Annotated in this window: 20 protein-coding genes; 10 read left to right on the plus strand and 10 right to left on the minus strand. The window is 67.9% G+C overall.

The features are described 5' to 3' along the window. Positions 1-3 precede the first annotated feature (3 nt). The 3 genes from gcvH to JWS14_RS15260 are packed head-to-tail and all read left to right on the plus strand — an operon-like array spanning position 4 to position 3058. The gene (gene gcvH / locus JWS14_RS15250; RefSeq protein ID WP_072936907.1) at positions 4-408 is read left to right on the plus strand and encodes a glycine cleavage system protein GcvH; all 405 of its coding nucleotides are present in this window, start codon (positions 4-6) and stop codon (positions 406-408) included. Next, positions 405-1673: a serine hydroxymethyltransferase gene (gene glyA / locus JWS14_RS15255; protein ID WP_072936906.1), complete on the plus strand. Its 1269-nt coding sequence runs from the start codon at positions 405-407 to the stop codon at positions 1671-1673. Before gcvH ends, glyA begins: the two co-directional genes overlap by 4 nt. 2 nt (positions 1674-1675) lie before the next feature. Beyond that, a complete protein-coding gene (locus JWS14_RS15260) occupies positions 1676-3058 on the plus strand; it encodes an L-serine ammonia-lyase (RefSeq protein WP_206013665.1) in 1383 nt (460 codons plus the stop codon). A gap of 40 nt (positions 3059-3098) precedes the next feature. Here the strand turns inward: JWS14_RS15260 and JWS14_RS15265 are convergent, their stop codons facing one another. The 3 genes from JWS14_RS15265 to JWS14_RS15275 all read right to left on the minus strand — a co-directional run bounded on the left by JWS14_RS15265 (position 3099) and on the right by JWS14_RS15275 (position 7321). Beyond that, positions 3099-4607, minus strand: a complete 1509-nt coding sequence (locus JWS14_RS15265) for a carboxyl transferase domain-containing protein (RefSeq protein WP_206016025.1) — start codon at positions 4605-4607, stop codon at positions 3099-3101. Next, positions 4607-5803: a CaiB/BaiF CoA transferase family protein gene (locus tag JWS14_RS15270; protein ID WP_206013666.1), complete on the minus strand. Its 1197-nt coding sequence runs from the start codon at positions 5801-5803 to the stop codon at positions 4607-4609. Before JWS14_RS15270 ends, JWS14_RS15265 begins: the two co-directional genes overlap by 1 nt. 153 nt (positions 5804-5956) lie before the next feature. Continuing rightward, on the minus strand, positions 5957-7321 hold the full coding sequence (locus tag JWS14_RS15275) for an SLC13 family permease (protein WP_206013667.1): 1365 nt from the start codon (positions 7319-7321) through the stop codon (positions 5957-5959). A 193-nt stretch (positions 7322-7514) separates the two neighbouring features. Here JWS14_RS15275 and JWS14_RS15280 point away from each other — a divergent pair, with 193 nt between their 5' ends. From JWS14_RS15280 to JWS14_RS15290, 3 genes are all read left to right on the plus strand, one after another. Beyond that, positions 7515-8210, plus strand: a complete 696-nt coding sequence (locus JWS14_RS15280) for a FadR/GntR family transcriptional regulator (RefSeq protein ID WP_095862036.1) — start codon at positions 7515-7517, stop codon at positions 8208-8210. 156 nt (positions 8211-8366) lie between these two features. Then, positions 8367-8795, plus strand: coding sequence for a RidA family protein (locus tag JWS14_RS15285; RefSeq protein ID WP_206013668.1), 429 nt, complete (start codon positions 8367-8369; stop codon positions 8793-8795). 36 nt (positions 8796-8831) lie between these two features. Next, complete coding sequence (locus tag JWS14_RS15290) at positions 8832-10802, plus strand: oxidoreductase (protein WP_206013669.1); 1971 nt, start codon at positions 8832-8834, stop codon at positions 10800-10802. A 10-nt stretch (positions 10803-10812) separates the two neighbouring features. Here JWS14_RS15290 and JWS14_RS15295 read toward each other — a convergent pair whose 3' ends face one another. From JWS14_RS15295 to JWS14_RS15305, 3 genes are all read right to left on the minus strand, one after another. Further along, entirely contained in the window at positions 10813-12303 is a 1491-nt protein-coding gene (locus JWS14_RS15295; protein ID WP_206013670.1) for a PucR family transcriptional regulator, read from the minus strand. Positions 12304-12318: 15 nt separating this feature from the next. Then, the gene (locus JWS14_RS15300; protein ID WP_206013671.1) at positions 12319-13809 is read right to left on the minus strand and encodes a PucR family transcriptional regulator; all 1491 of its coding nucleotides are present in this window, start codon (positions 13807-13809) and stop codon (positions 12319-12321) included. Between the two features lie 64 nt (positions 13810-13873). Next, positions 13874-14839 (minus strand): quinone oxidoreductase family protein, encoded by a 966-nt coding sequence (locus JWS14_RS15305; protein ID WP_206013672.1) that lies wholly within the window; start codon positions 14837-14839, stop codon positions 13874-13876. A 201-nt stretch (positions 14840-15040) separates the two neighbouring features. On the opposite strand from JWS14_RS15305, the gene JWS14_RS15310 reads away from it, so the two are divergent. The 3 genes from JWS14_RS15310 (at position 15041) to JWS14_RS15320 (ending at position 17772) form a co-directional block, all read left to right on the plus strand. Next, positions 15041-16426, plus strand: coding sequence for an LLM class flavin-dependent oxidoreductase (locus JWS14_RS15310; RefSeq protein ID WP_206013673.1), 1386 nt, complete (start codon positions 15041-15043; stop codon positions 16424-16426). A 25-nt stretch (positions 16427-16451) separates the two neighbouring features. Beyond that, on the plus strand, positions 16452-17246 hold the full coding sequence (locus JWS14_RS15315) for a 2-keto-4-pentenoate hydratase (protein ID WP_206013674.1): 795 nt from the start codon (positions 16452-16454) through the stop codon (positions 17244-17246). A 229-nt stretch (positions 17247-17475) separates the two neighbouring features. Continuing rightward, positions 17476-17772: a WhiB family transcriptional regulator gene (locus tag JWS14_RS15320; protein ID WP_206013675.1), complete on the plus strand. Its 297-nt coding sequence runs from the start codon at positions 17476-17478 to the stop codon at positions 17770-17772. 130 nt (positions 17773-17902) lie between these two features. Here JWS14_RS15320 and JWS14_RS15325 read toward each other — a convergent pair whose 3' ends face one another. The 4 genes from JWS14_RS15325 to JWS14_RS15340 form a co-directional block, all read right to left on the minus strand. Then, entirely contained in the window at positions 17903-19078 is a 1176-nt protein-coding gene (locus tag JWS14_RS15325) for an NAD(P)-dependent malic enzyme (RefSeq protein WP_206013676.1), read from the minus strand. Positions 19079-19121: 43 nt separating this feature from the next. Then, entirely contained in the window at positions 19122-19844 is a 723-nt protein-coding gene (locus JWS14_RS15330) for an SDR family NAD(P)-dependent oxidoreductase (RefSeq protein WP_206013677.1), read from the minus strand. Between the two features lie 103 nt (positions 19845-19947). After that, positions 19948-21198 carry a GTP cyclohydrolase II gene (ribA, locus tag JWS14_RS15335; protein ID WP_206013678.1) on the minus strand — a complete coding sequence of 417 codons (1251 nt, stop codon included), beginning with the start codon at positions 21196-21198 and terminating at the stop codon, positions 19948-19950. Positions 21199-21320: 122 nt separating this feature from the next. After that, positions 21321-22658 (minus strand): MFS transporter, encoded by a 1338-nt coding sequence (locus tag JWS14_RS15340; RefSeq protein ID WP_206013679.1) that lies wholly within the window; start codon positions 22656-22658, stop codon positions 21321-21323. A gap of 561 nt (positions 22659-23219) precedes the next feature. Between JWS14_RS15340 and JWS14_RS15345 the strand changes: the two genes are divergently transcribed. Beyond that, positions 23220-24575 carry a flavin monoamine oxidase family protein gene (locus JWS14_RS15345; protein WP_206013680.1) on the plus strand — a complete coding sequence of 452 codons (1356 nt, stop codon included), beginning with the start codon at positions 23220-23222 and terminating at the stop codon, positions 24573-24575. Positions 24576-24585: the final 10 nt, after the last annotated feature.

Consider the following 24585-nt stretch of genomic DNA (forward strand, 5'->3'; position numbering starts at 1 on the left):
GCCATGTCTTCAGCAGCCTTCCCCGACGACCGCAGCTACACCGACGACCACGAATGGGTCCTGATCGCGCCGGGCGCCGATCTCCCCGACGAGCCCGTCCGCGTCGGCATCACGTCCGTCGCCGTCAACTCGCTCGGCGAACTCGTCTTCGTCGATCTGCCCGAGGTCGGGACGACCATCGTCGCCGGCGAATCGTGCGGTGAGGTGGAGTCCACCAAGACCGTCTCCGAGCTGTACCCGCCGGTGAGCGGCCGGGTGACCCTGATCAACACTGCCGCCGTCGACGACCCCGGCCTGGTCACCTCCGACCCGTACGGGGAGGGCTGGCTGTTCGCCGTCCAGCCGTCCGCGGCCGGAGAGCTCCTCACCGCCGCCGAGTACGCCGAGAAGAACGGAGCGAACGCATGAGCGTCCTGAACCGTGACCTCGCGGACTTCGACCCGGACGTCGCCGCGCTGATCGGCAAGGAACTCGATCGTCAGCGCACCGGCCTGGAGATGATCGCGTCGGAGAACCACGCGCCGCTCGCGGTCATGCAGGCGCAGGGTTCGGTGCTGACCAACAAGTACGCGGAGGGCTACCCGGGGCGCCGCTACTACGGCGGCTGCGAGCACGTCGACTCCATCGAGCAGCTCGCCATCGACCGCGTCAAGGCCCTGTTCGCCGCGGAATACGCCAACGTGCAACCGCATTCCGGCGCCACCGCGAACGCGTCGGTGATGCACGCGCTGATCAAACCGGGCGACACCATCCTCGGCCTGTCCCTCGCCGACGGCGGCCACCTCACCCACGGCATGCGCCTCAACTTCTCCGGCAAGCTCTACAACGTGGCCGCCTACGGGGTGTCCGAGCAGGACTACCTCATCGACATGGACGAGGTCGCGAAGGCCGCGCGCGAACACCGGCCGCAACTGATCATCGCAGGCTGGTCGGCCTACCCGCGCCAGTTGGACTTCGCCCGCTTCCGGGAGATCGCGGACGAGGTCGGCGCCTACCTGATGGTCGACATGGCCCACTTCGCCGGCCTGGTGGCAACCGGTTTCCACCCGTCCCCGGTGCCGCACGCGCACGTGGTGACGTCGACGACGCACAAGACGCTCGGCGGGCCCCGCGGCGGGATCATCCTGACGGGCGACGCGGCCATCGCGAAGAAGATCAACTCGGCGGTCTTCCCCGGCCAGCAGGGCGGGCCGCTCGAGCACGTGATCGCAGGTAAGGCAACGGCATTCAAGATGGCCGCCGAACCCGAGTTCGCGGAACGTCAGGAACGCTGCCTCGACGGGGCGAAGGTCCTCGCCGAGCGGCTCAGCCGCCCCGACGTCAAGGAAGCCGGCATCAGCGTCCTCACCGGCGGCACGGACGTGCACCTCGTCCTCGTCGACCTCCGAGATGCCGACATCGACGGGCAGCAGGCCGAGGACCGCCTCGACGCGATCGGAATCACGGTCAACCGCAACGCCGTTCCGTTCGACCCGCGGCCGCCGATGGTGACGTCCGGTCTGCGCATCGGCACACCGGCACTCGCGGCGCGCGGTTTCGGCCGGGCCGACTTCGTGGCGGTCGCCGATCTGATCGCGCAGGCCCTCGTCGCCGCCGAAGGTGCCGACACGTCGGCACTCGCGGCCCAGGTCCGAGCGCTCGCCGACAAATACCCCCTCTACCCGGAGCTGTAGGGATGACCATCAGCGTCTTCGACCTCTTTTCCGTCGGCATCGGCCCCTCCAGTTCACACACGGTCGGGCCGATGCGGGCGGCGGGGACGTTCGTCGACGACCTCGGCGCACTCGACGTTCTCGGGGACGTCGCCGGTGTCCGTGTCGACCTGTACGGCTCACTCGCAGCGACCGGCGCCGGCCACGGCACCATGTCGGCGATCCTCCTCGGCCTCGAAGGGTATCGGCCGGAAACCATCGCCACCGAGGAGATGGAGACGCGGCTCGACGAGGTGCGGGCGAGCCGGCGGATCCGCCTCGGCGGGACGGTCGACATCCCGCTCGCCGAGGACGAGATGGTGCTGCATCCGTTGACGGTGCTGGATTTTCACCCCAACGGGATGACCCTCACCGCCACCGGGGTGGACGGTCGCGAACTACATGCGCGGACGTACTTCTCGATCGGCGGCGGCTTCGTCGTCACCGGCGCCGAACCGGCGATGTCCGTCGGCGCCGGCGCGAACGCGCTGTCGTTCGGGTCGGCTCGCGAATTGCTCGAACTCAGCGAGCACTACGGACTCGGGATCAGCGAGGTAATGCTCGAGCACGAACGGGCCCTCCGGCCCGAGTCGGAGGTCCGGGCGCGACTGCTGCACATCCGGGACGTGATGGTCGAGTGTCAGCAACGCGGAATCAGCCGGGACGGGTACCTACCCGGCAATCTGCAGGTGCGCCGACGCGCCCGTGGCTGGTACGAGCGGCTCAATGCGGAAGACCCGTACCGTGATCCCGCGTTCGCCGAGGACTGGGTGAATCTGGTGGCCCTCGCCGTCAACGAGGAGAACGCGTCCGGTGGGCGGATCGTGACCGCCCCCACCAACGGCGCGGCCGGCATCATCCCGGCGGTGCTGCATTTCGCACTGCACTACACCCCGGCGGGCAAGGCGGATCCGGACGGCACGTCGGTGCGATTTCTGTTGGCGGCAGGCGCAATCGGATCCCTGTACAAGGAGCGGGCCTCGATCTCCGGGGCGGAGGTGGGCTGCCAGGGCGAGGTCGGCTCCGCGGCGTCGATGGCCGCCGCCGGTCTCGCCGAGATCCTCGGCGGCACCCCCGCGCAGGTGGAGAACTCGGCGGAGATCGCGATGGAACACAGTCTCGGTCTGACGTGCGATCCCATCGGAGGTCTGGTGCAGATTCCGTGCATCGAGCGCAACGCCATCTCGGCGGGCAAGGCGATCAACGCCGCCCGGATGGCACTGCGCGGCGACGGCACCCACCGCGTCAGCCTCGACCAGGTGATCGAGACGATGCGGGCCACCGGCGCCGACATGAGCTCGAAGTACAAGGAGACGTCTACCGGTGGTCTGGCCGTCAACGTGTCGGTGAACCTCGTCGAATGCTGACACGGTGCCGGGGATCCGATCGGGATCCCCGGCACCGCGGTCATGCAGGTGCGGGCTGCAACAGACCGATCCGGTCGAATCGCGCCGCACGTTCGGAGAGTCGCTCGGTGGTGTCCGCCGCATCGAGGAGCGCCAGCTCGCGGTGGAGCACCGCACCCACCCGGGTGCAGAAGGCCGTGGATTCCTCGGCTGCATCGGGGAATTCGGGGATCACCTCGTCGACGATGCCGCTCGCGAGGAGATCGGACGACCGGATGCCCTGCCGGGCGGCCATGTCCGGCGCGTGCGCGATGTCGTGGTGCAGGATCGCGCTCGCACCCTCGGGCGGCAGCGGCGAGAGCCAGCCGTGCTGGGCCGCGAGCACCCGATCGGCCGGAATCAACGCGAGCGCGCCGCCGCCGGTGCCCTGCCCGAGCAGCAGGGAGATCGTGGGAACGTCGAGTGAGACCATGTCGGCGATGCAGCGCGCGATTTCGCCGGCGAGCCCGCCCTCCTCGGCCTCCTTCGACAATGCCGCTCCCGCGGTGTCGATGACCGTCACCAGCGGCAGGTTCAGTTCCGCCGCCAGCCGCATTCCCCTGCGCGCTTCCCGCAGGGCGGCCGGGCCGAGCGGCGACCGCGTGGTCTGCCCGCGACGGTCCTGCCCGAGCAGGACGCAGGGCATGTCACCGAACCGGACGAGGGCGAGGATCAGACCCGGATCGATCTCTCCCTGACCGGTTCCGTTGAGCGGGAGAACATCCGAGGCCGAATGGAACATCACGTCGCGCACCCCGGGCCGGTCCTCGCGTCGCGACGCGAGCACCGACTCCCACGCGGGAACCTCCGGCAGACTCTCGTGCACGGCGGGGTCGGCGGGAGCCGGCCGGCCACCGCGGCTGGAGGTGATGATGCGCAGCGCGCGGTCGACGATCTCGGCGAGCTGGTCCGGCGGCCGCACCGCGTCGATGAGTCCGTGCGCGTGCAGGTTCTCGGCGGTCTGGACACCGGTGGGGAACGGCGCGTCGTACAGCGCCTCGTACACGCGCGGCCCCAGGAATCCGACGAGCGCTCCCGGTTCCGCGATGGTGACGTGGCCCAGCGATCCCCAGGACGCGAACACCCCGCCGGTCGTGGGGCTCCGGAGGTAGACGAGATACGGCAGGTGCGCCTCCTTGTGCTTGATCACCGCCGCCGTGATCTTCACCATCTGCAGGAACGCGGTCGTCCCCTCCTGCATGCGGGTCCCACCCGATGTGGGCAGGGCGAGCAGCGGAAGCCGCTCGTGGGTGGCGCGGCGGATCGCGGCGACCAGACGCTCCCCCGCCGCCACGCCGATGGAGCCGCCGAGAAAACCGAACTCACAGACGAGGATTGCGGTTCGGCGGCCGCGGATGGTGGCGACTCCGGTGAGCACCGCCTCGTCGAGGCCAGTCTTCTCCTGCGCGCGGAGAAGCTCGTCCGCGTACTCGGAGTCCGCCGCGACCTGGATCGGTGGGGTGTCCCACGACTCCCAGGTGCCGGCGTCGACCACCAGATCGAGCAGTTCGGGAGCGGTCAGGCGCGCCATCAGCTGCATTCCTTCAGCCACGACATCACGGTGTCGTTGTCCGCGCCGAGGACCGGCGGTGCGGTGTGCCGGGTTTCGGTGACCTCGGTGCCGTCCGGTTCGAAGAACCGCAGGGGCGGGCCGGGCAGCGTGATGTTGCCGAGTGTGCGGTGGTCGACGTCGACGAGCAGCCCCTGCGACTTGGTCTGCTCCCATTCGTAGACCTCGGAGATGGTCCGGACGCGTCCCGCGGGCACCCCGATCCGGTCGAGTTCGATCAGGAGTTCGTCGCTCGTGTACGCGCCGAACGCGTCCTCGACCAATTCGAGGACCTGCTTGTGGTTCTCGACGCGTTCGGGATTGGTGGCCATGCCGGGGGCGTCGGGGTCGAGGTGGAAGCCCGCGCAGAACCGCTTCCACAGCCCTTCGCTGCCGACCGAGATCTGCACGGCGCCGTCGGCGGTGCGGAACAGCCCGTACGGGGAGATCGAGGGATGGTGGTTGCCCTGCGCCTCGCCGACCTCGCCGGCGACGGTCCACTTCGTCCCCTGGAAGGCGTGCACGCCGACGACGCTGGCCAGCAACGACGTTCGGACGACGCGGCCCCGTCCGGTGCGTTCACGTTCCTGCAGGGCGGCGACGACGCCGAACGCCCCGTACATGCCGGCGAGCAGGTCCGCGATGGGAACGCCGACGCGCTGGACGTCGTCGGGATTGGGTCCGGTCAGCGACATCAGCCCGGCCTCGCCCTGCGCGATCTGGTCGTAGCCTGCGCGTCCGCCTTCGGGTCCGTCGTGACCGAAACCGCTGATGGACAGGACGACCAGGCGCGGGTTCAGTTCGGCGAGACGCTCGGTGGTGAACCCGAGCCGGTCGAGGACGCCGGTGCGGAAGTTCTCCATGAGGACGTCGGCGCGCCGGACGAGGGACTCGAGGGTGTCGCGTCCGTCTTCGGCCTTGAGGTCCAGGGTGATCGACTTCTTGTTCCGGTTCGTGGACAGGAAGTACGTCGATTCGCGCGGCGCGTCGGCGGGTTCGACGAACGGCGGCCCCCACCCGCGGGTGTCGTCGCCGCCGTGCGGGGTTTCGACCTTGATGACGTCTGCGCCGAGATCGCCGAGCATCATCGCCGCGTGGGGACCCGCCAGTGCGCGCGTCAGATCGACGACGACCACTCCTTGCAGCGGACCCGTGCGCTCCATCGTTTTCGTGGACATGTGAAACCACCGTTACTTCCTGGCGAGAGCCGCGATAGCTGGACTGTTGGTTCAGTGACCTAGTGGACTAGCCAATTAAATGAAACATCTGATCCGACCGATGTCAAGAGCTGAGTTTTCGAGGTGGCGGGCCGGACGCCTACCCGCCGGCGATCAGAGCCAGCCGGGCACCACGAGAATCGCCCAGGCCGCGAGTGGCCCGATGGCGACGACGAGGGCGCTGTACTTCAGGATCTGCTTGTAGAACCGGTCTCGATCGACGTTCTGCGCGTTCGCGAGGACCAGCGCTCCGTTGGTCGAGAACGGGCTGACGTCGACGATGGTCGAGGAGATGGCGAGCGCGACGATGACACCCACCGCACCCACCTCACCGGCGAGAAGGAACGGAACCGCCAGCGGAATCGTCGCGCCCAGGATCGCCGTGGACGAGGCGAAGGCGGAGACGATGGCCCCGATGTAGCAGAGGAGCAGGGCGACGAGGAGGGGCATGCCCAGGCTCGCGACCGCGTTGCCGACGTACTCGACGGTGCCCGCCTCCTGCAGGACGCCCACGAAGGTGAGGACGCCGCCGATGAGCAGCACCGTCGACCAGCTGATCTGCGCGATCGCACCCTTCTGCGCCTTCGGCGAGGCGAGCGCCAGGACGACGGCCACCGTCATCGAGATGAATCCCACGTCGAGATCGAGGATCAGCGAGAACACGGCGAGCGCGGCGAGACCCACCAGAGTGAGGCCCTGATCGAACGTGACGCCGGGGCGCGCAGGTGAGCCCGCGAGGGTCTGCGCCGGACGCACCTTGGTGGCGGTGGCCCCGCCCGACCCCGCGTCGCCGCCGGTCGTCGGCGCTCCACCGCCCGAGCCGCCGGCACCTGTTCCCGCCGTGTCCTCGACACCGTCGTCGTGCACGCTGCGCCCGATCAGGTCCCGCCCGCCGAGGAACACGAACAGCAGTACCCCGATCGCGGCGTTGAACAGGAGGCTTCCGAGGAAGAGGGTGAGCGGACTGTTGGTCAGTCCTGCCTTCGACGCGATGTCGTTGACCGTGACGCCGTAGATGCTGATCGGCGAGAATCCGCCGGCCTGGGCCCCGTGCACGACCATCATGCCCATCAGGAGGGCGTTGATCTTGTACCGCGCGGCGAAGCCGAGAGCGATCGGCGCGACGATCGCCACGGCGGCGGGGCCGAGCGCACCGATCGCGGTGAGGACCGCCGTGATCCCGAACATCACCCAGGGGATCAGGGCGACACGACCGCGGACCAGTCGGACCGCCCCGCGGACCATCAGGTCGACGGTGCCGTTGTTCTGGGCGATCGCGAAGAGGTAGGTGATGCCGACCAGCGTGAGGAACAGGCTGCTGGGGAATCCGGCGATGATGTCGTCGCTGCCCATGTGCAGCGACAGGGTTCCGACGAAGAAGGCGGCAACGAAGCCGAGGGCGCCCATGTTCACGGGCAGCACGGTCGCCGCCAGGAACATGACGGCAAGCGCGAGGATGGGGATCAACTCGGTCGACATGAAAGTCTCCGGTTCTGTGGCAGTGGCAACTGGTACCGGCCGACGCTCCGAGAATTGACTCAGTGGCAAATTGGCCTAGCCACTTCATCGAAGCAGTGTTGTGGATCACTGTCAACAGCAACTGTGCGTGCGGTTACCTGCCTCCGGGAGATACCGTGGAGTAGTTTCAGTGGAATGGAGAGTGGGTGGCCCAGTGGCTGAGCAACTGCGTCCGGTAGCGCGACCGCGGCTGTACGAGGTGATCGTCGAGCAACTCTGCGCCCACATCGCCGAACACGAGATGACGCCGGGCGACCGCCTCCCCGCCGAGCGCGAACTCGCAGCTCAGCTGGGGGTGTCCCGCGCGTCCCTGAGCCAGGCCCTCGTCGCCCTCGAGGTGCAGGGCGTGGTGTCGGTGCGGCACGGCGACGGCGCCGTCCTCGTCCGACAACCCATCGAGGAACGCGCGGTCAAGGCCCTGCGGGAACACGCCGACCGCCTGCCCGAGGTGATCGAGGCCCGCGAGGCACTCGAGGTCAAACTTGCCGGGCTCGCCGCCGAGCGCCGGACCGACGCGGAGATGGCGGCGATCGATTCCGCCCTCGCGACGATGGAGTCCGAGATCGCCGCGGGCGATCGCGGCGTCGTCGGCGACGAGCAGTTCCACGAGGCCATCACCGTCGCGGCGCACTCGTCACTGCTGGCCAAGCTGATGCACGAGATCTCCGGGCTGATCCGGGAGACCCGGATCGAATCCCTCTCCCAGGCCGAACGCCCGCGGGCCTCGCTCGAAGGGCACCGTCGCATTGCGACGGCGATTCGAGACCGGGACTCCACGGGCGCCTCCCGTGCGATGGCCGATCACATTCGGATGGTGTCCGACGTCGCGCTGCTGCGCGAGGGCGGCTAGGGCACACACAGGACGCGGAAACACGTACGCCCGACTAAAGCGGTGATACGGGTTTGTCCAACAGTACGGTTACGCCCTGGTGAGCCGTGCCATAGCGTTCCCTCTCGTCAGCCACCGCGGTCCCGTACTCCCGGGACGTCTACCGAGAGGATCACCATGACGACCACCGAGAACATCGTCGAAACCCGCCCCGCCCCCTTCACCTGGGCGCAGTCCGCGCAGTACAGCCAGGGCGCCAAGGCCGGGGACCTGGTGTTCACGTCCGGTCAGGCCGGCTACGACGACGCGGGCAACCTCCTCGACGGCGGCTTCGAAGCCCAGGCCCGCCAGGTGTTCCGCAACATCGAGAAGATCCTGACCCAGCACGGCGCGTCGATGTCGTCGGTGGTCAAGCTGACCGCCTACCTGGGCGACCGCGACGACTTCGACACGTTCAAGAAGGTTCGCGCCGAGTTCTTCTCCGCCCCGTATCCCGCCGTGACCGCGGTGCAGAACTCGTTCCTCGTCGAGGGCATGCTCTTCGAAGCGGACGCCGTCGCCGTGGCCGGTGCCCAGCGAGTCCTCGCCGACACCGACGCCAGCTAGCCACCCTTCCACCACCAGTACAGAACTGGGATTTCCATGTCTGAGACCCTCTTTCCGACGCTGTTCTCCCCCCTGCAGGTCGGCGACGTCACCCTCAAGAACCGGATCTTCTCCTCCGGGCACGACACCGTGATGGTGCACGACGGCGCGGTCACCGACCAGCTCGTCGAATACCACCGCGCCCGGGCGGCCGGCGGCGCCGGACTGATCGTCATGCAGGTCGCCGGGATCCACGAGACCGCGCGGTACACCTACCACGTCCTCATGGCCACCGACGACAGCTGCATCGACGGCTACCGGCGCGTCGCCGACGCCGTCCACGAGCACGGGTGCGCGCTGTTCGGTCAGGTGTTCCACCCGGGCCGGGAGATCATGGAATCCCAGGACGGTGCGCTCCCGGTCGCGTACGCCCCGTCGGCCGTGCCGAACGAACGATTCCGGGTCATGCCCCGGCCGATGTCCCGGACGATGATCGCCGAGGTCGTCGCTGGATACGCGGCCGGGGCGCGCCGGCTCCAGCAGGCCGGACTCGACGGTGTCGAGATCGTGGCCAGCCACGGCTACCTGCCCGCCCAGTTCCTCAACCCCGAACTGAACCTGCGCACCGACCAGTACGGTGGCGACCTCGACAATCGGATGCGGTTCCTGCGCGAGATCATCGGCGCCGTCCGCGAGGCGGTCGGATCGGGATTCGCGGTCGGCGTCCGCGTGTCCGGCATCGAGCACTCCTCGGTGGAGGACGAACCCACCGACATCGTCGAGGTCTGCCGACGGCTCGACGCGGACGGGCTGCTGGACTTCCTGAACGTCACCGAGGGCACCTCCGCGAGCCGGTCCGGGTCCATGCACATCGTTCCTCCGATGAGCGAGGAGGCCGCCTACACCGCGCCCGCCGCGGCGAAGATCAAGGCGGCGGTGTCGATTCCGGTGCTCGTCGCCGGTCGGATCAACCAACCGCAGGAAGCCGAGATCGTCGTCGCCAAGGGTCAGGCCGACGCCTGCGCGATGACCCGTGCCCTGATCTGCGACCCGGACATGCCGGCCAAGGCCCTCGCCGAGCGGCCGGACGACATCCGGGCCTGCATCGGCTGCAACCAGGCGTGCATCGGCCACTTCCAATCCGGCTACCCGATCTCCTGCATCCAGCGACCGGAGACCGGACGCGAACGCGAGTTCGGCACGCTGGTGCTCACCCCGAAACCGACGGACGTCATGGTCGTCGGCGGCGGACCCGCCGGGATGAAGGCCGCCGTGGTCGCCGCCCAGCGCGGGCACCGGGTCACCCTCTACGAGGCGAGTGGCCGGGTCGGTGGGCAGGTGCTGCTCGCCGAGAGGCTGCCCGGCCGGTCCGAGTTCGGCGGCGCCGCAACCAATTTGCAGTCCGAACTCGACCGCTACGGGGTGATCGTGAAGACCCGCGTCGAGGTCGATGCGGCGATGATCACCGCGGAACGACCCGACCACGTCATCATCGCGACCGGCGCCACCCCGTACCGGCCGCACCTCGAACTGGACGGCGACATGCCGGTGCTCGAGGCGTGGGACGTGATCGGCGCGAACGGCGGCAACACCCCCAAGGGTGAGATCGTCGTAGCCGACTGGCGCGGAGACTGGACCGGACTCGGGGTCGCGGAAATGCTTGCCCGCGAGGGGCGCATGGTGACCCTGTGCGTCAACGGTTACGCGGCCGGCGAGAACCTGCAGCAGTTCACCCGGGTGTCGATGCTGCGCGCGGCCACCGAAGCGAAGGTGCGCATCGTCCCCCACGCCCGCCTGTTCGGGGCGGACGACGACACCGTCTACCTGGTCAACACACTGACTGGCGAACCGATCATCCTCGACGGCATCGACGGCCTCGTCCTCGCCCTCGGCCACCAGCAGAACGACACCCTGCTCGCCGACATCGAATCCACCGGCATCCCGTTCACCGGAGTCGGTGACTGCCTCGCCCCGCGCACCGTCGAAGAGGCCGTCCTCGACGGGTTGCGCGCGGCCGCCGCCGTCTGACACGCCCTGTTCAGTCGGTCAGCGCACTCGCGTGGGCGCGGGCGCGGAGCGCCAGCCACAGCATCGCGATGTCCGAGGACGCCTTGAGATTGCGTCCCGTCACGGACTCGATCTTCCGGAGACGGAAGGCAAGAGACTGCCGGTGAATTCCGAGTTGCTCGGCCGTCACCGTCCAGCTTCGGTCGTGCGTGAGGAAGGTTTCGAGCGTCTCGACGAGGTGCGACTCGTGCCCCCGGTCGTACAGGAGGAGATCTCCGAGGATCGCGTCGGTGGCGTGCCGGGCGTCGGTCAGGGTGCGCGGCACGAACAGTGGTGCGTCGGTGGAGTATCGGGTGACGGGTACGCCGGTCGATCGGGCGGTGTCCAGCGCCCATCCCGCCTGACGAGCGCTGTCGGAGATCTGCCCGATCGTGGTCGCCGGGGGTGACACTCCCATCGCCCGGGTTCTGCCGCTCAGCACGTCGATGGTCTCCGGACTCCGGCCGGTGGGAATCAGCATGTACGCGTGTTCGTCGAGTGTGCCGGTCACGTGGGGAACGCCCCGGTCGCCGGTTATCGTCCGCGCTGCCGGCAGGAAGTCGGTTCCGAAGCTCAGCACCGTCCATTCGGGTTCGGCGAGGTCGAACTGTTCGAGCAGTGGTGTCACCGCCTCGGCGGCGTCGGTTCCGGCGAGAATTCTCCGCAGCAGGCCCTCACCGGCCTCGTCGGCGTGCTCCCGCTCCCTGGTGACCTTTTCGACTTCGACGCCGATCAGGGTTCGCACATGCAGCAGGGCGAAGGCATCGACGTCCGTGGCCGGGCTTCCCTCCATCACCAGCATGCATTTCCGGTGGGTGGGAAGGGCATGGGCGGTCATCACATAGTCGGCACCGTCCATCAGCGTGAGGTGGGCGGGAAGACGATCGAGGGTCCCGGCGACCCGCGCGGCCAACGCGCGGATGGTCTTGTCGGACAGTGCATTGTCGGTGGGGAGAACTTCGGTGCCGTACTCGACGTCGACGACGTGCAACGTGTAGCGAAGCTCGCGGGACAGCCGGACAAGGAGACTCGTCTCCGCCAGTGACGTCGAGCGTGCGTGTTCGTAGAGTCGGCTCAGCCGTGCGACCCTGCTGACCTGAACACTCTGACTGGCCAGGGCCACCGTCCGTCCGATGGCCGCGAACGGGGTGGTGTGGCTGCACCGAAGGATGGGGAAACCCAGTCGGTCGGCAACAGCGAGCATCGCGGCCGTGAGCGGTGGCGCTGTCGCGTCGTCACCGATGATGACGCCCGCCAATCCCTTTTCGTGGAGGCGCTCGACGAACGTGCACTGTGCCGGCTCGTCCGGCGGCACGCACAACCCGGCGGTCATCAGCAGCTCGTCCGCTCCCAGCCAGTCCCAGGGGTCGAGTTCCGAGGTGTGTGCCCACACGATCCGGCGATCGAGTCCCGCCACACCGGCGACGGCAGCGCACCCGAGCTGATCCATGGCGATGAGGTCGCCGACGGTGAGTCTCGACATCGTCTTCCTCTCATCTCAGTCCCGGACGCTACTGATCCGGCGGGTGATCAGCGCCATCCAGAAGTCGGCGATGTCTGCGGAGCTCTTCATGCTTCGGCCGGTGAGGCCCTCGATCTTGCGTAGTCGGTATCCGAGCGTCTGGCGGTGAATGACAAGCTTTTCCGCGGTTGCCGACCAGTTCCGATCCATGGACAGGAATACGTCGAGCGTCTCGACGAGATCACTGTGATTGGCCGCGTCGTAGTCGATGACCTTCCCCAGCACGGCCCGCGTCGCGAAATGTGCCTCGGTCAAGGTTCGGGGAAGGAACAGGGGGGCCGCGGTCGAATACTCGGCAAGACCGCCGCCCGCCGCCCGCGCGGCCTGGAGAGCCCACCGGGCTTGACGAACGCTGTCCGGGACCCGTCGAGTCGTCGCGTTACGGGCCGACATTCCCATCGCATCGATGTGGCGGTCGAGGAGATCCGCCGTCAGGTCGGCGTCGGCGCTCGGGACCATCAGGTACCCCTCGTCCCCTACCGAGCACGACAGGTACGGGACTCCGCGGTCCCCGATGAGCGTGCGGGCCGTCTGGAGGTGAGATGCGTCGAATCCGATGACGCACCAATGGGTATCGGCCAACTCCAGTTGTCCGAGGCGAGGTGTGGCAGCTTCCGCGCTGATCGATCCGGTGATCATCTGCTCGAGCAGCTCCGCCCGCACCACATCGGTGCGTTCACGTTCCCGGGTCACCCGCTCCACTTCCACGCCGACGAGGCTCTGCGCATGCAACAACACGAACGCGTCGACCTCGATGTCGGCGTGCCCGGCCGCGACGAGCATGCACCTGCGGTGGGTGGCGAGGGGGAACGCTGTCGCCACCGTCCCGGCGCCGGCGTCGATCGACACCCTCGACGGAAGACCGTCGAGCCGGCCGCCGACGCTGCGGCGGAGTTCGTCGACGAGATCGTCGCCGAGCGGACGGGCGTCGCGCAGCACCTCGCTGCCGAGTTCGACGTCCACGACGTGGAGTCGGTGTCCGAGTTCCGCCGACACTCGATCGAGCAGCGACGTCTCGTCCTCCGGTGCCGCCTGCGTGGCGTCGTAGAGCCGGCTCAAGCGGGCGATTCGACTGACCTGGACGCTCTGGGCCGCGATGGCGACGGTACGGCCGATCGCGACGAAAGGTATTGCATGACCGACCGAGACGACGGGGAAGCACTGCTCGTCCGCCTCGGCCAGCATGTCCTGCGTCAGCGGGGGCGCGAGCAGGTCGTCGCCGATCGCGAGACCGGCCAAACCCGCCTCGCTGAGACGTCGCACGAACTCTCGCTGTGCGTCCGCCGCTGCCGGCAGGCTCATACCGGTGGTCATCAGCAGGTCGTCCTTACCCAGCCAGTTCCACGGGTCGGGCAGTTCGCACACCTGCGCCCACACCACGATCCGGCCGGTACCGGCAGCGCCGGCCACCACGCTGCACGCGAGTTGCCGCATGGCCACCAAGTCGCCGACTGTCAGGTTCGACACGAATCACTCCGTCGATGCGGGTATGAACATCGCCAGCAGAATTGTACGTCCGTATGGCTCGGGGTCAGGGGGCGAGGACGACGGCACCGGTGGTCTTCCTGGCCTCGAGGTCTCGGTGCGCGTCGGCGGCGTGTTCGAGCGGGTAGTGCGCGCCGACGCGAACGTGCAACGAGCCGTCCGCGACGGCCGCGAAGACCTCGCCTGCCCGCCAGGTGAGTTCCTCACGGGTGCGGATGTAGTGCGCGAGCGTGGGACGGGTGAGGACCAGGGAGCCTGCGGGATTGAGCCGTTGCGGGTCGAACGGCGGTACCAGGCCGCTCGAGGCGCCGAAGAGGGCAAGGGTGCCACGGACGCGGACGGACGCGAGGCTCGCCTCGAACGTGGCCGCGCCGACCCCGTCGTAGGCGACGGCGACGCCCTCCCCGTCGGTGAGTTCGCGGACGCGGGTGGCGATGTCGTCGTCGTAACGGAGCACCTCGGCGGCGCCGGCCTCGCGCGACAGCTTCTCCTTCACATCCGACGAGACAGTGGTGATCACCCGCGCGCCCAGCTTCGTGGCCAGTTGGGTCAGCAGCAATCCGACGCCGCCGGCCCCGGCGTGGACGAGCACGGTGTCGCCGGACTGCACCGGGTAGGTCGAGTACGCCAAGTAGTGGGCCGTCATGCCTTGCGCCAGTGCAGAAGCCGCCTGCGGGGCGGGTACGCCGTCCGGTACCGCGATTGCGACTGCGGCGGGCACCACCACCCGTTCGGCGTAGTTGCCGGTTGCCCCGCACCACGCGACTCGGTCACCGGGCGCGAAGCCGCGCACCCCGGCACCGACCGACTCGACGACACCCGAGCCCTCGTCGCCGGGAACGTACGGCAGCGGATGCGGGTACATCCCGGTCCGGAAATAGGTGTCGATGAAGTTCACGCCGATCGCCTCGGTCCGGACGAGCAGATCGTCCGGACCGGGCCGAGGATCGGGGACCTCGGTGAGTTCGAGAACGTCGGGACCACCGAGACGAGAGACCTGAATGGCACGCATGGACTATGTTCTACACGCCCATCCACTATTTGAACATGCCGACCATAAAGTGAATGCGTCGTGAAGTGGCGGGGATGCGAGCATCGACAAGTTCCGGGGGGCAATTCTTGCGAAATGCACTATTGACGCCCACTCATTCCACCTCTTACAGTGTTGTTCAACACATGAACTACGTGTTCAAAAAGTGAACGGAGATAGACAATGGCGTCTCAGCGCATGCGGATCTTTGCCTTCGACTACCAGGGCCCGGCGCACCTGTCGGCCGGCCTGTGGCGGCACCCGAAGGATCAGGGCGCGAACTACAAGAACCTCGCCTACTGGACCGAATACGCCAAGCTGCTCGAACAGGCCCGGTTCGACGGCATCTTCTTCGCCGACAACGTCGGCTACCACGACATCTACGAGGGCAACGCCGACGCGGCCCTCGCCGATGCCGCGCAGATCCCCGCGCAGGATCCGTTCATGGCCGTCTCCGCGATGGCGGCGGTGACGAAGAACCTCGGATTCGGGCTGACGGGGTCGACCTCCTACGAGCACCCGTACGCGCTGGCCCGCAAGTTCAGCACCCTCGACCACCTCACCGACGGCCGGGTCGGCTGGAACCTGGTGACCTCCTACTCCGACAGCGCAGCCCGCAATCTCGGCACCGGGCAGCAGGTTCCGCACGACGAGCGGTACGACATGGCCGCCGAGTACCTCGAGGTCTGCTACAAGCTGTGGGAGGGATCCTGGGACGACGACGCGGTCGTCCGCGACGCCGAGCGTGGCATGTACATCGACCCGAGCCGCGTGCACAACATCGAGCACAAGGGTAAGTACTTCTCCGTTCCCGGCTTCGCGTTGTGCGAGCCGTCCCCGCAGCGCACCCCGGTGATCTTCCAGGCCGGCGGCTCGTCCAAGGGCCGCGCCCTCGCCGCCGCCAGCGCCGAGGCGGTGTTCGTCAACGCCGTGTCCATCCCGGCGCTGAAGAAGCAGGTCGACAGCCTGCGCAGCCTCGCCGCCGAGGCCGGCCGCGACCCGGCCAACGTGCACGTCCTGCAGATGCTCAACGTCGTCTGCGCACCGACCGACGAAGAAGCACACGCGAAGTACGAGAGCTACCGCAAGCTCGTGAGCTACACCGGGGCGATGGCCCGCTACAGCGGCTGGACCGGACTGGACATGTCGCAGTTCGACCCCGACGTGCCCCTCAAGCACGTCAAGACCAACGCCGGACAGACCATGGTCGACCTGTTCTCGAAGATGGACCCCGACAAGGAGTGGACCCCGCGCGACATCGCCGAATTCGTCGGTATCGGCGGCACCGGCCCCACCATCGTCGGCTCCCCCACCACCGTGGCCGACGAGCTGACCCGGTGGATGAACGAGACCGGTATCGCCGGCTACAACCTCGCCAACGCCATCAAGTACCAGGACATCGCCGACTTCATCGAACTCGTCGTCCCCGAACTGCAGCGCCGCGGCACCATGTGGAGCGAATACGAAGGCTCCACCCTGCGCGAAAAGCTCTACGGCCCCGGCGCCGTCCGGCTCCGCGACGATCACCCCGGTCTCCGCTTCGGCAACCGCACCGTCGACGCCGTCTGACCCCACCGACCCGACAAGGACACCCATGCAGACCACCGAACTCCACGACGTCGCGACCACCCTGCGTACGGCACGCGTGAACGGGGCACCGATCACCGCACCGACCAAGACCTGGCCGGCCCTCGACGCCGACTCCGCCTTCGCCGTCCAGCGCATCAACGTCGAACACGCCGTCGCGGGCGGTGACCGCCTGGTCGGATACAAGCTCGGCAACATTGCGAAGGTCATGCAGGAAGCCTTCGGCCTCGGCCAGCCCGACTACGGATTCCTGCTCGCCAGCATCTTCGCCTACGAAGGCACCACCCTCGAACGGGAAAAGTACATCGAACCGTTCGTCGAACTCGAACCCGCATTCGTGCTGAAAAGCAGTCTGCGCGGGCCCAACATCACGGTCGCCGACGTCATCAAAGCCATCGACTACGCCGTGCCCGCCATCGAGATCATCGACTCCCGCGTCCAGAACTGGGCCATCGACCTCCCGGACACGCTGGCCGACAACGGATCCACCGGCGCGGTCCTTCTCGGCGGCACTCCCCGCCGCATCACCGACCTCACCCTGCGCGACATGAACGGCTCCCTGCACTTCAACGGGCGCGAGGTCATCACCGGCAACACCCGCAACATCCTCGGCAACCCCCTCGCCGCGGTCGCCTGGCTGGTCAACCGCCTCGCCGCCTACGACGTCGAATTCCAGGCCGGCCAGGTCATCCTCCCCGGCAGCTGCCTGCAGGCAGTCCCCATGAACCAGGCCGGCCGCTGGGTCGGCGACTTCGAAGGCTTCGGCGCCATCGAGTTCGACGTGTCCACCGCGACCAACTGACACCACGAAAGATCCTCGCGGGGAACATATTCCCTGCGGCAACACGTTCGTTCAGGAATCAGGAGCGCCTTCTTGACTGAACGAACTGCGCGGGTGCCTGACCTGATGTGTCGGCGTCAGGCACCCGCCCTCCACGTGCGCGACGCACCACCGTACCGGCCACGCTTTGTCCCGGTTACGGCGGTGCGTTTGTCGTAGGAGTACCGAATCGTCGACCCCGGGAAACCGAATGACCATCACCGAGCATCCATCCGACCGTCCGTCCGGCTGGGACTGGCGACATGAGGGATCGTGCCGCGGAACCGACACCGCCACGTTCTTCTCGCCCGACGATCGCGAGCAGCGAACCGTCCGCACACGGCGCGAACGCCGCGCCAAACAGATCTGCCAGGACTGCCCCGTGCTCCGCGAATGCCGAACTCACGCCCTCACCGCCGCGGAACACTACGGCATCTGGGGCGGCATGTCCGAGACCGAACGCGCCCGCCTCGGCCGGCGTCGGCACACCCATCGGTGTGCCCCCTGACATCCACGGACACGACGAATACCCCGTCCGAACCTGGGTGCGGGTTCGGACGGGGTGCCGGGGCGGCTCCGCCGCCCGTGCGTGGTTGACGAGTGCAGAGACTCGCTAACCACGCACGGGTGCGAAGCGCCTATCGCGCAGCGGCGGCGACTGCCTCCGCGACAGCGGGGGCGACACGAGGATCGAGCGGGCTGGGAACGATCTTGTCCACAGCCAGCTCGTCACCGACGACCGAGAGGATCGCCTCGGCGGCGGCGAGCTTCATGCCCTCGGTGATGCGCCGGGCGCCGGCGTCGAGGGCACCCTTGAACACACCGGGGAAGGCGAGCACATTATTGATCTGGTTCGGGAAATCCGAGCGCCCGGTCGCGACGATCGCCGCATGCCTGCGGGCGACGTCTGGGTGGATCTCCGGGTCCGGGTTCGACAACGCGAACACGATCGAATCCTTCGCCATCGTCGCGATCAACTCCTCCGGGACGGTGCCCGCGGAGACACCGAGGAACACGTCCGCGCCGTCGAGGGCCCGGGCGACGCCGCCGCGGCGACCGGCCGGATTGGTGCGCGCGGCCAGATCCACCTTCACCGCGTTCAAATCCTGACGATCCACGGAGACGATGCCCTTCGAGTCCAGCACCGTCACGTCCGCGATCCCGGCGGCGAGCAGGATGTTCGCGCACGCCACACCGGCGGCGCCGGCACCGGAGATCACCACCCGCAGCGCCGACAACTCCCGGTCCTGCACCTTGACCGCACCCTTCAGCGCAGCGAGGACGACGATGGCGGTGCCGTGCTGGTCGTCGTGCATGACCGGGCAGTCCAGGGCCTCGATGACGCGCTGTTCGATCTCGAAGCAACGCGGCGCGGAGATGTCCTCGAGGTTGACGGCACCGAAGCTCGGGCGCAGCCGGATCAGGGTCTCGACGATCTCGTCGGGGTCCTGGGTGCCCAGGACCAGCGGGATGGAGTTCAGGCCCGCGAAGTTCTTGAACAGGGCCGACTTGCCCTCCATCACCGGAAGGGAGGCACGCGGGCCGATGTCCCCGAGACCGAGGACCGCGGAGCCGTCGGAGACGACGACCACCAGGCGACTGGCCCAGGTGTAGCGGTCGGCGAGGGTCTCGTCGGCAGCGATGGCGCGGGACACCTGCGCCACCCCCGGGGTGTAAGCGATCGACAGATCCCGCTGAGTGTCCAGCGGGGCGGTCAGCTCGACCGAGAGCTTGCCGCCGAGATGGCCGGCGAAGATCTCCTCGTCGGTCAGCTCGACCTTCTGCGGCGTGGTGGATTCGGACACGACAGTCACGGCTTCAACTCCAAAGGTGTTGGACGGAAACGGGGATGGGTTGTCAGTGCACGGCAGCCGGCAGGGCCGCGTGCGCGGTGAGAACCCTGCCGGACCAGCCGCCGTGGTGGACGGGGTCGGCGAGTCGGACGAGGGCGGTGTCGAAATCCGGTGCGCGGCGCTCGTCCGGATGTTCGAGTGTCGGAAGTTCGTCGACCAAGCGGATGCTGGTGACCTGTACGCTGCAGGCGCCGAGGTCGCGCGCCGCCGCGACGGTGAAGGCCTCGATTGCGCCGTCGATCACCTGCCGGGCCAGCGTGGAATCGCCTGTTTCAGTGGCTGATCGGCCCATGCCGACGACGGTGACGATGGATCCCGCCCGGCCGCTTGTGTTCATCGACTGCATCGCCCGCCGCACGGTCGTGAAGACCATGCCGAGGTGAGCGTGGACGAATCGGTGCCAGTCGTGGGGATGGATCGTCTCGAGTGACGTGCCGGTGGATTCGGGTCCGGGAATCCAGGCGGCGTGTACGACCGTGTCGACGTGGCCGTGGATGTCTTCGACGGTGGTGAAGAGCCGGTCGACCTCCCGGCCGATGGTGAGATCGGCGACGACAGCGGTCGCGCGGCCACCGCCGCTCGTGATGTCCCGGGCGATCCGTTCGGCCGCCTCCGGAGTGAAACTGTGTGCGACGACGTCGAATCCATGCTCGGCGAGAGTGCGGGCAGCGTGAGCACCCTCAGGGTGTTCGACACCGGTGACCAAGGCCGGCCTGCCGTGTCGCATGGGCGGGGTCTGCGGGTTCAATCGAGGGTCTCGGTGGTCGTCATCGGCATGTCGCCCTTTCGTGTCAGGCCCCGATGCGGGACCGGGTGGGTGACGCGGGGTATCAACCGAGCCGCTGGAGGGTGTGCCCCATGCGGTCGCGTTTGGTTGTCAGATAGGACCGGTTGTAGGCGGTCGGTGAGGACTCGTGTGGGATCTGTTCGGCAACGGCGATGCCGTGGTCGCTCAGGGCCCGGACCTTGTCGGGGTTGTTCGTCATCAGCCGCACTCGGCCGACTCCCAGGTCGTCGAGGATTTCGCAGGCGACGCGGTAGTCGCGGCTGTCGACGGGCAGGCCGAGGCTGACGTTGGCGTCGATGGTGTCGAGGCCCTCGTGTTGCTGGAGTTCGTAGGCGCGCAGTTTGTGCCCCAGGCCGATTCCGCGGCCCTCGTGTCCGCGGAGATAGATCAGGATGCCGGCGCCGGCCTCGGCGATGGCGCTCATGGCGGATCGGAATTGGGGTCCGCAGTCGCAGCGCAGGGAGCCGGCGAGGTCACCGGTGATGCACTCGCTGTGCATCCGGACCAGCGGCGCGTCGGTCGTGGCCACGTCGCCCATCACCAAGGCCAGGTGCTCGACGCCGTCGCCGGGTGCCTGATAGGCCAGCGCGTCGAACGTGCCGACCTCGGTGGGCAGGGTGCTGCGACCGGACCGGAGAACGATGTCCCCGGGGCGTGCGGCACTCTGGCGGAGCGGGGTCACCGTTCCATCCGTGCGTGAGCGCCATGCGCGCAGTTCGGCGATGGAGATCATCGGGATCGAGTGCTGTGCGGCGAGTTGTTCGAGGTCGTCGCGTCGCATCATCTCCCGCCGATCGGGGGTGACGATCTCGCAGAGCAGGGCGGCGCCGCTGAGCCCGGCCATGCGGCACAGATCGACTCCGGCTTCGGTGTGCCCCGGGCGCTCGAGGACGCCGCCGGGCTTGGCGAGCAGCGGCATGACGTGGCCGGGCCGGGCGAGGTCGGCGGGCTGCAGGGCCGGGTCGGCAAGGGCTCGGATGGTGGCGCCGCGATCGCCCGCACTGATTCCCGTGGTGGTGCCGTGCCGGTAGTCGACGCTGACCAGGAAGGCGGTGTTGTGGGCTTCGGTGTTGTCGGGGACCATCAGGTCGAGGCCGAGTGTGTCGGCGCGGGCCTCGTCGATGGCGACGCAGAGAAAGCCGGATGTGTGTTCGAGGAAGAACGCGACCGCATCGGTGCTCGCGTATTCGGCGGCCATGATCAGGTCGCCCTCGTTCTCGCGGTCTTCGTCGTCGACGACGAGGACCATTCCCTTGTTTGCCAGTGCGGTGACCGCGTCCGAGATGGTCGACATGATCGCTGGCTCCTTCCTTGGCGAACACACGGAGTGTGGTGGGACGTTCTGGGGGTTCGAGGCGGAGTCGCGGGGCTGACATCGTTGTCGGTCCGGCGACTCCGCGCTCGGGATCGGGGTGGTTACCGTTGGTGTGGAGCGGATGTTTCGCTGAGACTGCGGCCCATCGTTTCCGGGGCGAGGACCTGGGAGACCGACGCGCCGACGACGCAGATGCCGGCCGCGATGAGCATCGTGGTGCCCGCGCCGAGGTTGTGCATCGACCACGGCAGCAGGAACGTACCCAGACCGGCTCCGACGCGACTGAACGCGGTCGCGAAACCGGTTCCCAGGCCGCGGATCTCGGTCGGGAAGATCTCGCCCGGGTAGACACCCGTCAGCGCGGTGCACATGGCGTTGGCGAACGCGAAGACCAGGAAGCCGATGAGCACCAGCACCGGCGGTGCAGAGGTCCAGAGCCCGATCGCGGCCAGGACCGCGGCGCACACCCACTGCTGCGGGATGGTCAGCTTCCGGCGGCCGATCCGTTCGATGAGGATCACCGAGATGACGACACCGGCCAGTGCGAGGCCGTTGATCCCCAGGGCGCCGACGAGTCCGTCGCCGAGACCGTAGTCGGCGAGCACGCTGGCAGCGAACGTCGCGATCGCGAAATACGGTGCCACCACACAGAACCAGAAGACGGAGATGAAGATCGTCGCCCGCCGGTAGGACGGCGAGAACAGCATCCCGAACGTGCCCTTACGGGTCGGTTCGCTGGTGGTGTCGAGGACGTCGGCGGGGTCTTCGAGGTAGGTGTGGGCGATCTCGGTTGCCTCTTCGGTGCGGCCCTTGTTCATCAGCCAGCGCGGGGATTCGGGCATACCCAGCCGGGCCAGGAGCAGGATGACGGCGGGCAGGGTGCTCGAGCCGAGCACGATGCGCCAGTCCAGGGACCACACGGCTGTCATCAGGAAGCCGGCGATAAAGGCTGTCATGAATCCGAGGTACCAGGCGACCTCCGAGAAGGCCATCAGCCTGCCGCGCAACCGCCTGGGGGAGAACTCGGCGAGCAGCGGCCAGCCGACGGAGTAGTCGGCGCCGATCGCGATGCCCATCAGCAGCCGGACGAGGAAGAGGTGCCAGGCCGAGTCGACGAAGAATTGCAGGACCGAACCGACAGTGAAGATCAGCAGGTCGATCGTGAACAGCGGCTTGCGGCCGAGTTTGTCGGCGAGCCAGCCGCCGAGGGGGCCGCCGATGAAGATGCCGATCAGCGCGGACGCCCCGATGAGCCCCTCCCAGAACAGCGACATGCCGAGATCGAGGGTGATGGCACCGATGACGGTGCCGATGATGCCGAGGATGTAGCCGTCGATGAACATTCCGCCGGCGATCACACCGGTCAGCTTGACCAGGAAGCGCTTCTTGTCGACCGACTGCTGGTCGATGTCCACGAGTTCGTTGTTCGTGATGGTCATCGGCCCTCCTCGCTCGTGCGCGTCGACGTGGCGATCACGACCGACGACGGTGGGCAATCACCGTGCGCAGGGGCGGATAGGCGGGAAGCAGATGTTCGCACGTGATGTCACAACCTTCGTGAAGTGGTGCACGGCCGCGGAATCCGAGGGATCTCTGGCGACTGCGGGTCGTTGGGATGGGCTCGATCGCTGCAGCTCAGCCACGCTACGTGTTCATTAACTGAACGATGTGGTCAAAAGTGTGACATGGGACTCACGGCGCGTCAAGACCCGCTCCGAAACTCGCGATGGATGCCGACGCGACGCCTCACCATCGACACCAGCGGGCCTCACCTCGCCCTCGGCGTCATCTGCGGGTTCCCGTACCGCGGGGTGAACTCACCCGCACCCGGGCGGGCGCGGTCACGGGATCGATGCTCACACCACCACTCTTGACAGATTGTGATCTACAGCTCAGGATCATTGTCGATCTATATTGAACAACACGTTCACAATATGAACAGCAAGCGTTCGCAGGGGTCTGACGCCCTTCCCCTGAGTTCACGGCGGTGAGGAGACACCATGGCGGACAGCGCCCACCAGCATCAGGAAGCCGATGTCGTCGTTGTCGGCGGCGGCATCGCCGGGTTGATCACCGCCCGGGAGCTGTCCCGTACCGGACTGAGCGTGGTCGTGCTCGAGGCGCGCGACCGGCTCGGCGGACGGGTGTGGACCGACCACCGCCTCGGCAGGGACCTCGAGATCGGCGGCACCTGGATGCACTGGGTGCAGCCGCACGTGTGGGCCGAGATCACCCGATACGGACTCTCGGTGACCCGTGGCCCGCGCGCGGAGCAGGCGTACTGGCTCGCCGGCGACCGGGTCCGCACCGGAACACTCGAGCAGTTCATGGAATTGATCGATCCCGGAATGCGCCGGCTGCTCGCCGACACCATGAACATCGTCCCCCGGCCCGATCTGCCGCCCGCATCACCCGAGTTCGCGAACATCGACCGGTACAGCGTGCAGGACATGCTCGACCGGCTGCAGCTGAGCGAGGACGAATACCAGGCGAACGAGGCGGCCTGGGTCGGGCACTTCAACGGCCCACTCACCGAGGGGGCCTTCATCACCGCGTTGCGATGGACCGCCGCCACCGCGGGCTCGTGGCATCTGATGCACGAGGCGTCCGCGGTCTTCCGCCTCGCCGACGGCACCCAATCGCTGGTGGCGGCGATCGCCGCGGACACCACCGCGGAGCTGCGCACCGGCGCGGAGGTTTCCCGCATCGAACACGACACCGAACGCGCTCGCGTGCACCTGAGCGACGGCCAGGTGATCACGGCGCGTCGAGTGGTACTCACCGTGCCCCAGAACATTCTCGGCGACCTCGCCGTCACGCCACCGCTCAACGACGGCAAACTCGCCGCAAGCAGGGAGAAGGCCGCCTCCCAGGGCGTCAAGTGCTGGATCCGGGTGCGTGGCCCGATCGCCCCGTTCTTCGCGTACTCCTCCGCCGCCCACCCGCTGTCCGTCGTGCGCACCGAATACCTCGGCGACGACGATGCAGTTCTGGTTGCCTTCGGGGCCGACTCGACGCGGCTCGACCCCAACGACCGCGATGCCGTTCAGCGGGCGTTGACCGTCTGGCGGGACGATCTCGATGTCCTCGAGGTGACCGGACACGACTGGATGAGCGACCAGTACTCGCAGGAGACCTGGATGATGCACCGCCCGAACCAGGTCACTCGTTACCTGGGCGCGCAGCAGGCCGCCGAAGGCGTTCTGCACTTCGCGAGCAGTGACATCGCGAATCTGTGGGCCGGATTCATCGACGGCGCCATCGAGAGCGCACTGCGCGCCGCACGGGACATCGCCACCGAACTGCACCCCGACCACTCCTCCTACACCGCTGCCGGGTCCGGCACCACGATCTGACAAGGAGCCA

Origin of the sequence: Rhodococcus koreensis, from assembly GCF_017068375.1 — a bacterium.
In the GTDB taxonomy this organism is placed as follows: Bacteria; Actinomycetota; Actinomycetes; order Mycobacteriales; family Mycobacteriaceae; genus Rhodococcus_F; species Rhodococcus_F koreensis.